The sequence below is a fragment of the Bacillus sp. FSL W7-1034 genome, from assembly GCF_038593365.1.
Taxonomy (GTDB): Bacteria; Bacillota; Bacilli; order Bacillales; family Bacillaceae; genus Bacillus; species Bacillus altitudinis.
This window is the reverse complement of record NZ_CP151989.1, coordinates 341,478-355,066: the sequence shown is the minus strand read 5'-3', so window position 1 is coordinate 355,066 and position 13,589 is coordinate 341,478. Positions and strand designations below refer to the sequence as shown.

Genomic DNA, 13,589 nt, shown 5'->3' with positions numbered 1-13,589 from the left:
CACGAGTTCATGCTTTTCCATATTAAAACATTTCGCTAATCGTTTTGGCCTGCATGTGCAGAGCAAGATAATCTGGTCCGCCTGCTTTTGAATCAGTTCCTGACATTTTAAAGCCGCCAAATGGGTGGTATCCCACAATCGCTCCCGTACAGTTACGGTTAAAGTAAAGGTTCCCGACATGGAACTCCTGCTTCGCACGGTTGATGTGATCACGATTATTTGTAATGACCGCACCGGTTAACCCGTATTCTGTGTTGTTGGCTACTTCAAGTGCCTCATCAAAGCTTGAGACTTTTGAGAAAGCTAGGACAGGTCCAAAGATTTCTTCTTGCATTAAACGAGATGTTGGCTCTAGATCTGCAAACACGGTTGGATGAATGAAGTACCCTTCTGAATCATCACTTGTTCCGCCAGTGACTAGACGACCTTCTTGCTTGCCAATCTCGATATATTCCGTGATCTTGTCAAAGGAAGCTTGATCAATGACAGGTCCCATGTACACATCAGCTGATAACGGATTCGCTGTTGTTTTCGTTTCTGTGATTTCCTTCACTCGCTCAACGACTTGGTCATACAGCTTCTCGTGGACGACAGCACGAGATCCAGCTGAACATTTTTGACCTGAGAACCCGAAGGCTGATGTGAAAATGGCGTTAGCGGCTAATTCGACATCTGCATCCTCATCTACAACGACTGTATCCTTACCGCCCATTTCAGCAATAACACGCTTTAAATGCTGTTGTCCTGGCTGTACTTTTGCCGCACGTTCAAAAATACGTGTGCCCACTTCTCTTGATCCAGTGAATGTAATAAGGCTTGTTTTCGGATGATCTACTAAGTAATCTCCAACTTCTGCTCCGCTACCTGGCACGAAGTTGACAACACCTTTCGGAAGACCTGCTTGCTCCAGTTCTTCTACAAAGCGGGCAGCAATGACAGGCGTCGCACTTGCTGGCTTTAATACAACTGTATTCCCTGTGACGATTGGTGCAACGGTTGTTCCTGCCATGATCGCAAACAAGAAGTTCCATGGTGGAATGACAAGCGTCACGCCAGTTGGTGTGTACACATATTGATTGCGTTCCCCTTCGCGGCTGTTCACCGGTTTGCCTTTCGCAAGCTCTAGCATTTGACGGGCATAATACTCTAGGAAGTCAATGGCTTCTGCTGTATCTGCATCTGCTTCATTCCAAGGCTTCCCTGCTTCTTTTACGAGAAGGGCTGAATACTCATGCTTTTTACGGCGAATGCTTGCCGCAGCGCGGAATAAGACGCCGGCTCTTTCTTCTGGAGACGTGTAGCGCCATGTTTCAAACGCTTTTGCCGCAGCTTGAATCGCTTGCTCTGCCTCTTCTTTCCCAGCTTTTGATACGGTACCCACGACTTCTTCCTTCTTCGCCGGATTGATCGAGACAATCTTGTCTGTTGTTTCGATTCTTTCTCCATTAATCACAAGCGGATAGGTTTGCCCAAGTGATTCTGTTACTTTGGCTAATGCTTGTTCAAACGCTTGGCGATTTTCTTCCTGGCTAAAATCCGTGAATGGTTCATGCTTGTAAGGTGTTGTCATCTTTGTCACGCTCCCGTTTCAAATTATTTTCTCGTCATCCCTTTTAAAGCAAATGCAATGTTTGCTGGTCTTTCTGCAAGACGTCTCATGTAGTAGCCATACCACTCTCGTCCATACGGGGTGTAGACCCTCATTTGATAGCCTTCCTTCACGAGTGCTTGCTGCGTTTCTGATCTCATGCCATACAGCATTTGAAATTCGAACTGACTTGTCTGTATATTGTGTTTTTTCACAATATGTTTCGTAAATTCGATCATTTGATCGTCATGTGTCGCAATGGCTGTATAGTTCCCTGAGAGTAATTGCTTTTCGATCAGCTTCTTGTAATTCTGATCGACGTCTTTTTTGTTTGGATACGCCACTTCGGCGGATTCCTTATAGGCACCCTTTACAAGTCTTAAAAATGGTTGCAACTCATTTAGGTCATCAAGATCTTGTTCTGTTCTGTACAAATACGCCTGCAAAACCGTACTGACATACTCATATTGAGATTTCATTTCTTTAAAAATGTCCAGCGTTTTTTGACAGCGCTGTTCATCCTCCATATCAATTGTCACCATAATACGGTGTTTCTCTGCCGTATCTAAAATGCTTTTCATATTGCGATACACGAGGTCATCGTCAATATCTAAGCCAAGCGATGTCATTTTAAGTGACACGTGGGAATTGAGTCCCGCCTCTGCAATGCGCTGAATGGTTTGAATACACTCATTCGTCCGCTCATTTGCAATCTCTGCCTTTGTGACAAACTCACCGAGATGATCAACCGTTACGGCCATACCTTGATCGTTTAATCGTTTGATGACAGGGATAGCGCTCTCAAAATCCTTCCCACCGATGATTTTCTTTGATGCAACAGCACTTCCCCAATTACGAGCAATATGGTTCAAGAGACTGCTCTTTGACAAAAACAAGAAGAAATTTCTTGTGACCGACTCCATAAAGGGCACCTCCCACTCTTTGTAAGCTATGTCTTTATTGTAAGGCTCATGAGCTGTCCGCTACAATATTTGAAGATGACAAAAATTCTGACTTTTTTTGTGGTTTTATCACAATAGGAGATAAAAAAAGAGTCTGCCGCGATCCGGCTGACTCTCCCCTCCTACGCCCACACCTCATCAAGGGTAGACTGCAAAAGCTCATTTAATTCTTGCATCAGATTGTCTTTCGGCTGATTGTAGCTTTTCACCAATTCATCAAAACGCGCCAGCTCTTGATCAATAAATGGATGGACATGAGCGAGACGGTTCTCTACATCCATTTCTTCTCCGTCCATTTTACGTTTGAGCAGTTCGTGAATTTCTGCTAACAGCGGGCCTTCCTCCACAAGCTCCTTGAGTAATTCATGAAAGTCCATTGGTGGAACTGTTCGGTAACGTTCAATCCACTTGCAGGCAAGCAGCGGACGAAGCACATAGAAATACTTCTTGATTCGCACCTGCTCTCCTCGTAAATGCCGGCTTTCATTCCGCTTCGCCATATTGAGGTAATGATACATCAAAGCCGCAGGATAAAACGCTCGATCCTTTAATTCTCTTAGCTGCTTTGCCAAAGAGAAAGATTCAGCATAGATGATATCAGAAGACAGCCATTCCATAATGGACGGATTTGATTTATTGAATAGGCGCAGTGCCTTTCTAAGCTCCCAGCCGCTGATATCAAGCATGTCATCAATCGGTCGTTCTATGACATCACGATGCTCTTCCATCGCCCAATACCATTCTTTCCGGGGAACATATAAAAAGCGAACATCATAATCACTATCGGTCGAGGGAAAACCCCATGCCCTGCTGCCTGATTCGCGGCAAGACAAATCTTGACGTCATACGTTTCTTCGATGATTTTCAGCTCTTCCTTAATTCTCTCTCTCAAGTGTCCATCAACTCTTTCTATAGAATTCTGCATGACTTCTTCACCTTTTGGGAAAATACGAATAAGACATATATGAAAAAGGAGTTGGATCTGATGTCTATATCTCGCATTATGAAATGGATCACTGGGATTTTTGAAGCTTGCCTTGCTATCCCTGTGATCGGAGGTCTATTCGTTATCAGCAATGGCTATTCACCGCTCATGGTCATGCTTATTCTGCATATTATCACACTCGTCTTATCGAAGCGAGACCAGGGACCAATGATTGGAAGTATCATTGGAATTGTCACATCCTGCCTTGCATGGATTCCGATTCTCGGATTCATCCTTCACATCATCACAGCCCTTGCCCTGATCGTTACAGCATTAGTGCCTGATGAAAAAACAAGACAGAACACCAGTTATTAAGCTGATCGCTCCAATAGCTGAAAAAGACAAAGAGCTAAAATGAATGTCATTTTAGCTCTTTGTCATGCTCTTATGTTGATAGAAGCAAATGCTTTTGTAAAAAGGACAGCTTCTCTGTTTGAAAAGCAGGAATAAACTCGTGCCCAAAATATCGGTACACTTTCAGCTCTTTATCTGTTTCTAAATGATTGTATGCCGCAAACACGGTGGATGGCGGTGTCACTTGATCAATCAGACCGATCGCTATCAATGTTGGCTGTTTCACCCAGCCGGCTAAATTGATTAAATCAAAGTAACTTAATGTCTCAAATACCTTTTCTTCAGATTCTGGATCACTGTTTCTGCGAAAGTATGAATTGATTTCTAAATAAGGCTGCTCCAAGGCAACATCAACTGCACGCTCAAAATTTGATAAGTAAGGATAGTCTGCCGCAACGACTTTTGGAATGTCTGAAAGGGCTGCAGCCGCAATCGCTAACGCCCCCCCCTGACTTCCACCGATCACGCCGATACGATGTTCATCTACTTCGGGGAAAGACTGAATGACTTCAAGTGCACGAACAGCATCTAGATAAACGCCTCGATAATAGTACGTATCCTTCGATAAAATGCCTTTTGTCATCCATCCTAATGCATGCCCGCCTGGCGTCACTGATGTGTCTTCACTGCCACCTTGACCGCGGACGAGCATACCAAATGTTGCATAGCCGTGCAGCGCCCAGTTGACGATGTCATGAATGCCGCCGTCATAGCTGGCATTATAGCCATGAAAACGAACGAGCGCTGGATGCGGACCAGTTTGATCAGGCACAGCATAAAAGCCTTCAATTTTAGAATGTCCAAAGCTTTGATACGTCAGGCGGTACACCTTGACGCCTTTCACTGGATAGTCATAAGATTCAAGTGTTGGCTCTGCCTCCACTTGGCGCAGTTCTTCGAGCGATTTCTTCCAAAAGTCTGAGAAATCAGGACGTGCTGTTTTCTTTGGTTTATATTTTTTTAGCTCTTCTAGTGATAAATCGAACAATTGCATATCATACTATTCCCCTTTGTTTTATTAGTTATGAGTATCATACCACTCATTTCTTGATTGAGAAAGTCATTTAACAAAACCTTCTGACATTTCTATTGGCAAAGATGGCGGAAAGCTTTATGATAAAGAAACTGGCTTGAAGACTAGATGCTTCAGGCAATATCACCCGAACCATTCATTGCATGAAACGAATAAAGGAGGCAGACCGACATGAACATCGCCCTGATTCAAATGGACGTACAAATAGGAGAACCTGATGTAAACTTTCAGAAAGCAGAAGCGTTTTTAGAAGAAGCCATCCGCCAACAGCCTGATTTGATTATTCTACCTGAAATGTGGAATACCGGCTATGCGTTAGAGCAAGCGGATGAGCTTGCCGATGCAGATGGTGAGCGGACAAAACAACTCTTCTCTTCCTTTGCTCGTCAGCACCAAGTGTATCTCATCGCTGGAAGTGTCTTGAATAAACGGACAACAAATGAAAACATCACCAATACAATGTATGTCTTTAACCGCCAAGGTGAGCTTTTGTTAGATTATGACAAAATTCATTTATTCCGCTTAATGGATGAGCATAACTATTTAACCGCTGGTGATCAGCTTGGTTTATTTGACTATGGTGAAGATGTCAAGATTGGTGCGATGATCTGCTATGACCTCCGCTTCCCTCAGCTTTCTAGGACGCTCGTGAACAAAGGGGCGAAGGTGCTTGTTAATACCGCTCAATGGCCGTCAGCAAGAGTGGACCATTGGCGCAGTCTGCTCATCGCAAGAGCCATTGAGAATCAGTCATTTGTGATTGCGGTGAACCGGACGGGCACAAGCAGAGACACTGAATTCCCTGGTCACTCCATGGTGATTGACCCGCTCGGACGCATTCTACTTGAGACAAATGATGAAGAAGACATTTATTATGCAAACATTGATCTTCAGCTCGTAGATGAAGTGAGACAACAAATCCCCGTCATGACAGATCAGCGGCTGGATTTATATTAGAAAGCAGGGGCCCCCTGCTTTCAGCGTGTAGACAAACCCTCGCATTCGGTGTCAGTCCTGCGTGCCGGTGCTCACGAATGTCAAATTCGCTCCGCGTCGGTACTCGTCCTTCCTAGGGCTGCAAAGGTTTTCTATCACGCTGAAAAAAGGTAAAAGCAGGGGACTCCCCTGCTTTTTACGTTTAATTAAACGTTTGTTTAAGTTTTTCCTTGATTCTGTTGAAGGTCCATGAAGGCTTGCGCGGCTTTCGTTAAATATCTTTCTTCCACATATGCAAACACAAGAGTACGGGTTGGGCATGAATCAATGTGTAAATAAGTGACTGCTTTCCTTTCCTCTTGTGCCACCATTTTCGGCACCACCGTCACACCTAGCTCATTTTCAACCAATGCCTGAGCTGTTTGAATATGACTTGTTTCAAATGCAATCCTCGGCCGAAAGCCATGATGACGGCACAGTTCCGTGACCACTTGCCGAAAGCCATATCCCTCTTTCAGCATAATAAATGGGGCATCTTCCAGAAGATGAAACGGGATAGACCCTTCTTGATCCGCTTGATTGATGATTTCATTGAGTTCATCCGTCAACCACGGTTGAGCCGTTTGCGGAATGGCGAGGAGAAGCGGCTCTGTCAGCATTTGTTTTGTTTTCAATGATTCATGCTCGACAGGCAGAGAAAGAATCGCCAGATCCAGTTTCCCAGCGAGTAAACGTCTTTCTAGCTCACGAGGCGATTCTTCTATCAAATGAACGTGAACGTGCGGATACGTTTGACAATAGGTTTTTAATAAACTTGGCAGGACATATCCCCCTGTGACAGCTGGCGCACCGATCATCAGTTCTTTCCCTACCTCATAAGCAGCTTCCCCCATCTCACGCAATAAATCATCTCGTTCCTTCAAAATGGTTTCTGCTCTTTTGATCAATCGGTTTCCTTGAGGTGTAGGAGTGACTTGTCCATACTTCCGAATAAACAGAGGAGTATCTAATTCCTCCTCAAGTTTTTTAATTTGCTGACTTAACGAGGGCTGTGCAATGTGAAGTTTTTCCGCTGCTTTTGTAAAGCTTTGCTGCCGGTACACTTCCATGACATATTCCATCATTCGTATATCCACTTCTCTCACCTCATAGGTTTTAACTATTCATATCATATCTTTTATGTCTTAGACAAATCACGGGAAGAACCCTACGATAAAGAAACAACAAAAAGGGGGTAAAGGAATGAATCCATATTCAAAAGCTGAGAAACAATTCTCACAAAATGCAGAGAACTACCGAGATTCACCCATCTTTGCAGCTGGAAAAGAACTTGAATGGATGAAAACGGCGGCGAAGGCAAAGGGCGATGAGCATCTACTTGATATCGGCTGCGCGGCAGGTCATACCGTTTTCTCCTTTTCAGACGTCATCTCTAAAGGAATCGGGATTGATGTCACACCCAAAATGATCGAGGTTGCTACAGCACTTGCGGAAGAGCGCCAACTGAACCACATTACGTTTGAGCAGGCATCCGCAGACGCATTGCCCTTTTCTGATGCATCATTTGATCTCGTCACATGCCGATTTGCTGCCCATCACTTCCCACATCTCCCGGCAGCCATGTCTGAAATCAGCCGAGTCTTAAAGAAAGGCGGCAAATTTCTACTTGTCGATCATTATGCACCTGAAAACCAAGCACAGGATGACTTTATTAATCATTTAAATAGACTGAGAGATCCCTCCCATGTGCGAGAAAGCTCGTTATCAGAATGGAAAGAGCTTTTCGCTGACAACCATCTGACGAAAGAAGATATCCGTTACTGGGATCTGCATATTGATTATCAGGACTGGATCATACGAGGACGTACACCAGAAAATGTTCAAAAGGAAATCGTTGCCCACCTTCATGCTGCAGACGATGAAACGAAACAGCTGTTTCAACTGCAATTCGACGAACATCGTCAGCCAACATCCTTTTGCCTAAAAGCTGCACTGCTTCAAGGGATCAAACATTAAACTGATCGAAAAAGTCTACCCTAGCCGGTAGACTTTTATATTATGAATATACATTTCCACTATCTGATAGATATTACTTTTCATGTTCGTGACAAGGAGTGCTGCATGATGTTTCTATTATAAGATAATTGAACTGAGGTAGGTTAGGCTTTTTCAAAAGTGTACGTAAATCCTCTGAATAAAAAAAGAACCTACCCTCTTTAGAATAAGTTCTTCACTGCATGCATCACTTACGGTGCAATATCCTCTAATACTTTCTCTCTCGTTTCGATCATTTTAAAAGCAAGAATTGCTCCCACTACAGTCACACTTGCAAAAAGAATAAAAATAGTTGAAACACCGCTCACCTCTAAAATAAAACCTATCATAATAGGAGCAATCGCTGAGGCCAGCCTAAGCCACGCTGTAGCAAATGCCGTACCAATTACCCTCATACGGGTTGGATAGATTTCAGGTGTATATAAATAGAGAAGAACTGTAATTGTCCCCATCATTCCGTAGGCAGCGGACCCTAAATAAATAACGCTTTCTGGAGAATTTGCTCCGCTGATCCATAAAGCCGTTAATAAAGCACCTGTTACGATAAATGCAATGGTTGCCCAGCGCTTCCGTCCTACTTTATCGATTAAAAATGCACAAGCGAATACCCCTATGGTCTGTAAAATATTTGTGAGAGAGGCTGCCCTTAATGAATCTCCAACTGGCAAATTGTAAACCGTATTATAAAGACTCGGTAACCAGTTATTCAATCCATTCGATACAAAGTAGGCAGAAAACCATAGTCCCCATACGATCAATGTTCTTTTACGATAAAAAGTAGAAAAGAGCTCTTTCCAGTCGCCTTTTTCAGTGCTGCTGGACACTTGCTTTGCAACAGGCATTCGTTTATCCGTACTAGCTTCAATCTCTTCAATGATTCTTTCGGCTTCATCTAACCTGCCTTTTGAAATAAGCCATCTTGGAGATTCACGCAACATGAAAAAGAAGACAAAGACGATTAAACCGCCAATTCCACCAATCAAAAACATCCATTTCCACCCAAAGCTAGGGACAACAAATGCACCAATTTGAGCCGAGATCATTAATCCTAATGGAAAAATCATCTCATAGAGCATAAAAAATCTCCCTCTGCCTTGGGCCCGGGACAACTCATTGATATATGAGGCCGCTACTGGCACTTCTCCTCCTACTCCAATCCCCTGTATAAAACGAAAAATAAAAAGGGCCATAAAGTTACCTGAAAATACACATGCGATACTCATAATAGACATGAGAAATACAGTCCACTTTGCACTAAATACACGGCCACGTCTTTCTGCTAACCATCCAAAGAAAATAGCACCAATCGCTTGTCCGATATAACCAGACCCAATAAGAAGACCAATTTGAGCAGGTGATAAATTCCACATGCCGATGAGAACTGGGAGAACAAACGCTAAAGATAGTGCATCAAAAGCATCAAAAAAGGTAGCAGATCCCATAATGATACGAGGTTTTAAATGCCATCTCGAAAAAGGTACACTTTCCATCCTAGTCAATAGTTGTGAAGCTCTATCAACAACTTGCTCATCATGAGAATTTGAATTTCCGCTGAGTTCTAACGTCATGATATCTCCTCCTTAATAGAGGAAATGATGCAAAAGTACATGCTGATGAGCACAAAAGAAATCGCTTACATTTTAAATGAAGAGACATTCTAAAGCGATCATATGAGTTTTCAGCATCTATCATTTCTTTTTTGGCGTTCCAGTGGTGCCACGATCTACATAGTACATCGGGAAGATATGTTCCATCTTCTCTAACTGTTCTCCTTCTACTAACTGCGTTAGTAAAGAAACCGCTTTTCTTCCCATTCCAACTAAATCAACATGAACAGAAGATAAAGAAGGGGTTAGAAAACTTGCAATGGGCACATCATCAGCACCAATGACAGACAAATCATGAGGTATTGACACATTTGCGATATCTGCCGCTTTCATGACCCCTATCGCCAAAAAATCTGAAGAGCAAACAACTCCAGTCATGTGCTGGTTTCCTTGGAGAAATTGAGAAACCACTTCTACTACTTTTCCCCCATCAAATTCATCTAACTCAAACACAAGCTCTTTGTTCATTGTTAATCCTAAACTTTTCAGTGTACGCTCATACCCCTTGTAATACCTCACACTATGCATCGAACTCATTGGACCATTGACCAGTCCAATGGTTCGATGACCTTTATCAAATAAGGCCGTGACAGATTGGCACACACCTTCTTCATCATCAGGCCTGACACATGGAAATGGAGAATCCTCTAAGTAACTTCCGACAACGATAATGGGAATAGCTAAACTTTTTAACCAATCCATGCTCAATTCTTCATTTCTTGGAGAAAATAAAATGGCACCATCTACAGCCTGCGTTTCAAGTAATCGCTGCTGCTGTACAGATGTAAATGACATCAACATATTGAATTCAGTCTCATCTAATTCCTTCGCTATCCCATCTAAAATCGTCGAAAAAAATGGATTATTCAAAATATATGAACCACGAGGAACCACGACAGCAATATTGCCAGTCTTTCTTTTAACGAGCCCTCTAGCTCCTAAATTAGGACGATAGCCTAATTCATCAATCACTTGTTTAATTCTTTCAGCCGTTTGAGCACCTACTCCTGGTTTGCCACTTAATACTCGGGAAACAGAGGCGATAGATACTCCAGCTTTCAATGCGACATCTTTAATACTTACTGACACATTTCATACCTCCGGGAGTCTGTTGTTTTATACTCTATTATAACCTGACTCACCTTCATCATGAAATCAATGGTCTGTTATTTACTAACGTTTTCCTTAAGTAAACCAACACTTTGAAGGCCCTGACGAATCTCTTCTTTTTCCTTTTGAGTTAAAGGTAATACTGGCTTCCTCGCAAGCGAACTGCTGATCAAACCTCGCTGGAACATCGCTTCCTTCATTCGCAGATGAGAGGTAGAGGAAGGTTCATCCATTTTATACACAGCATGCTTTAATTCAAAGATTCTATCGTACACTTTATTAGCCGCTACAAGGTCTTGTTCTTCCACACATTTCACAAGCTCAGCAATCAAATCTGGTACAAAACAGCCGAAACCTACAAGCGCCCCATCAATTCCTTGAACTAATGTTGGCAATAAATATTCATCGTGACATGTGAGCAATGATACATCTGGTGCATGCTTTTTCAGTGCGCGCACATCGACTTCATATTGCGCCATGTCTCTTTGACCGATTTTAAATGAGACAACGTTTGGAATCTCCGACATTTCTAATAATTGACTGGTTGTATAAGAGGTTTTTGTCCATGTTGGATATTGATGGACGATGATTGAAATATCAATTGCTTCTGCAACATCTTTAAAGAATTGGACAGGTGACTCAGGCTGCATACCGAATCTCAGCCATGAATGTGGCGGCATAAGAAGAATACCTTCTCCACCAGCTTCCTCCACTGCTTTTGCATGCTGGATCGCTTCAATTGTCCCTTCAGCAGAAACCCCAGAAATGACAGGAATTTCTCCCTTTAATTCGTCGGCTGCAATACGCACAGCTTCAGCTCGTTCATGTGGCAGCAAAGTCATAATCTCGCCAGTATGTCCATTGACAACGATCCCATTAATCCCTTCGTGCTCCGCCACCCAGCGAACAAGCTTACGAAAAGCAGGTTCATCAATTGAATAGTCATCTTTAAAAGGAATTAAGACTGCCGGGAATACACCGCTCCATTTTTCTTTATTTTTCATCAACAAATTCCTCCCCATCGGTTATAGTAAACGTTTACGGTAAGCGTTTACGTTAATAATCATAGAATGATCTAACCGAAGGTGTCAACAATATTTTTAAAAATTATAATAATTCAAAAAATTATTATTAGAATTTAGATACTATTTTATTTTTTCAAAAAAAGAAAATGAGAGATATATTTCGTTTCCCACATCAATCAAAAAACCTCATCATCTTGACCTAGTTGTAGTCTGATCACCACTTTTTTCAAACGGCTAGACACACCACATAAAGGATGCATACATTTTGATATAATGACGAAGGAAAAAACATCTTTTCTTCTTTTTTTCATCCATCAGACTGTGATTTCTTTGACTACTCCTGATCTAATAGAAAAAGTCTACCCCCTTAGGATAGACTTTTTTATTTCGAATATAGATCCCAGCCAAGCTTGAGTGTGTCGACAATATAATTGGCGACTTCTTCAGCTTCTAGATGATCTGTTTCCACTCTTGAGTTATGAAGGGAATAAATTTCCCGGCGCTCTTCAAACAGTTCTTTCATCTCGTCAAGCGTGCGGTTATGAAGAACAGGACGGTTTTCAATTAAAATATCCAGCCGCTGTTTCCAATTCTCCCAAGATAGGTCAAGGAAAAGAACCGTACAATGCTTTAAGCAAGATCGTTTGATTTCTTCCTGTTTAAACGCACCGCCTCCAAGAGACACGATCTTTAGCTGAGTATGTTCACATAAATCGACGATATAGTCCTTTTCAGCCTGTCTGAAGAAATCTTCTCCTTTTTGTTGAAACATTTCTGGAATCGTCATGTTGTACTTTTTCTCAATCTCCTGATCAACATCAATAAAATCTCTATATAACTTTTTGGCAACCAGCTGCCCAATGGTTGTTTTCCCAACGCCCATAAAGCCAATGAGGACAATATTTCGCTGTCTCACAGGAATCTCTCTATTGTTTTTCATGTTCGTGACACGTCCTCCTTACGACAAGGAATGCTACATAATGTTTCTATTATATGATAAATGGACTGAGAAAAGATAGGCATTCTTAAAAATTGTGTTTGACGACGTAACCGAGCTGTTCGGAGAGCTTCTCGGCATGCTCTTTCACTTTTTGCTGCAGCTGAGGGATGACATCTTCAGTAAATCGTTGGGTCGGTCCAGATATGGATAAACATGCCTGCACCTCCCCATGAATGTTAAAGATCGGTGCCGCCACTGCCGCCGATCCGACTTCCCGTTCATCAATACTGCAAGCCGTATACGTTTCAAGAATATGACGACATTCTTTTTGCCATTCCTCCATCGTCATGTGATCAGCCTCAGATGCAAAAACTTGCTGTTGAAACTCTTCGCTTTGGAAAGCAAGCAGCACCTTTCCACCAGCACCAGCGTATAACGGCAGCTTCTCACCGATTTTCACAAGATGCCGAATCGATTGCAGCCCTTCGGCTTGTTCAATACATACCCTGCTTTTGTGATCCAGCACATACAGGTTAACGGTTTCCTTTGTTTCATCACGAAGTGTGTACATGAGCGGTTTTGCCAGTTCCCTCAATTTGATGGACTTCCCAGCAATATAACCGAGAAGATAAAGTCTTTGACCGAGCCGGTACTTCATTGTCTCTTGGTTCTTTTCCACAAAATGATTCATTTCAAGTGCCTTGAGCAGTCTCGTTGTGGTAGACATTGCTAAGTTCATCTCTTTTGAAATGTCCGTTAGCGTCAACTCTTGACGTTCTTCGCTAAAGCAAGAAAGAATATCCAAAGCGCGCTGAACGGTACGCAATCCTGATTCTTCTTTTGACTTTTTGTCAGCCATGTTCACTTTCTCCTTTTCCCCTTTGATTTCTTATCGACATGATTAACCAATTTTGCTATAATCCATTTTAAATGTTCCATTAAAAGAAAACAAATTCCACTGTACGGAATAAAACCGATAGATGTTTTGATGGAG

Annotated in this window: 12 protein-coding genes and 1 pseudogene; 3 read left to right on the top strand and 10 right to left on the bottom strand. The window is 42.4% G+C overall.

Annotated elements, in window-relative coordinates:
• Nucleotides 1-22 precede the first annotated feature (22 nt).
• From pruA to NST73_RS01870, 3 genes and pseudogenes are all read right to left on the bottom strand, one after another.
• Nucleotides 23-1,570: an L-glutamate gamma-semialdehyde dehydrogenase gene (gene pruA, locus NST73_RS01880; RefSeq protein ID WP_007498254.1), complete on the bottom strand. Its 1,548-nt coding sequence runs from the start codon at nt 1,568-1,570 to the stop codon at nt 23-25.
• Nucleotides 1,571-1,593: 23 nt separating this feature from the next.
• On the bottom strand, nt 1,594-2,511 hold the full coding sequence (locus NST73_RS01875; protein WP_024718963.1) for a proline dehydrogenase: 918 nt from the start codon (nt 2,509-2,511) through the stop codon (nt 1,594-1,596).
• Nucleotides 2,512-2,672: 161 nt separating this feature from the next.
• A pseudogene (locus NST73_RS01870) lies at nt 2,673-3,475 on the bottom strand (nucleotidyltransferase domain-containing protein).
• A 60-nt stretch (nt 3,476-3,535) separates the two neighbouring features.
• Here NST73_RS01870 and NST73_RS01865 point away from each other — a divergent pair.
• Nucleotides 3,536-3,850, top strand: coding sequence for a hypothetical protein (locus tag NST73_RS01865; protein WP_008342068.1), 315 nt, complete (start codon nt 3,536-3,538; stop codon nt 3,848-3,850).
• A gap of 70 nt (nt 3,851-3,920) precedes the next feature.
• Here the strand turns inward: NST73_RS01865 and NST73_RS01860 are convergent, their stop codons facing one another.
• Nucleotides 3,921-4,883: an acetylxylan esterase gene (locus tag NST73_RS01860; protein ID WP_326242729.1), complete on the bottom strand. Its 963-nt coding sequence runs from the start codon at nt 4,881-4,883 to the stop codon at nt 3,921-3,923.
• Between the two features lie 210 nt (nt 4,884-5,093).
• Between NST73_RS01860 and NST73_RS01855 the strand changes: the two genes are divergently transcribed.
• Complete coding sequence (locus tag NST73_RS01855; protein ID WP_256688985.1) at nt 5,094-5,879, top strand: carbon-nitrogen family hydrolase; 786 nt, start codon at nt 5,094-5,096, stop codon at nt 5,877-5,879.
• 197 nt (nt 5,880-6,076) lie between these two features.
• Here the strand turns inward: NST73_RS01855 and NST73_RS01850 are convergent, their stop codons facing one another.
• Entirely contained in the window at nt 6,077-6,982 is a 906-nt protein-coding gene (locus tag NST73_RS01850) for a LysR substrate-binding domain-containing protein (protein WP_342499327.1), read from the bottom strand.
• Between the two features lie 118 nt (nt 6,983-7,100).
• On the opposite strand from NST73_RS01850, the gene NST73_RS01845 reads away from it, so the two are divergent.
• On the top strand, nt 7,101-7,874 hold the full coding sequence (locus NST73_RS01845; protein ID WP_327877968.1) for a class I SAM-dependent methyltransferase: 774 nt from the start codon (nt 7,101-7,103) through the stop codon (nt 7,872-7,874).
• A 230-nt stretch (nt 7,875-8,104) separates the two neighbouring features.
• Here the strand turns inward: NST73_RS01845 and NST73_RS01840 are convergent, their stop codons facing one another.
• The 5 genes from NST73_RS01840 to NST73_RS01820 form a co-directional block, all read right to left on the bottom strand.
• On the bottom strand, nt 8,105-9,481 hold the full coding sequence (locus NST73_RS01840) for an MFS transporter (RefSeq protein ID WP_024718969.1): 1,377 nt from the start codon (nt 9,479-9,481) through the stop codon (nt 8,105-8,107).
• A gap of 120 nt (nt 9,482-9,601) precedes the next feature.
• Nucleotides 9,602-10,609, bottom strand: coding sequence for a LacI family DNA-binding transcriptional regulator (locus tag NST73_RS01835; protein WP_039166332.1), 1,008 nt, complete (start codon nt 10,607-10,609; stop codon nt 9,602-9,604).
• Between the two features lie 77 nt (nt 10,610-10,686).
• Nucleotides 10,687-11,634, bottom strand: coding sequence for a dihydrodipicolinate synthase family protein (locus NST73_RS01830; protein WP_039166333.1), 948 nt, complete (start codon nt 11,632-11,634; stop codon nt 10,687-10,689).
• 403 nt (nt 11,635-12,037) lie between these two features.
• Entirely contained in the window at nt 12,038-12,595 is a 558-nt protein-coding gene (locus tag NST73_RS01825; protein ID WP_025206715.1) for a shikimate kinase, read from the bottom strand.
• 85 nt (nt 12,596-12,680) lie between these two features.
• Nucleotides 12,681-13,454 carry an IclR family transcriptional regulator gene (locus NST73_RS01820; protein WP_100325507.1) on the bottom strand — a complete coding sequence of 258 codons (774 nt, stop codon included), beginning with the start codon at nt 13,452-13,454 and terminating at the stop codon, nt 12,681-12,683.
• Nucleotides 13,455-13,589 lie beyond the last annotated feature (135 nt).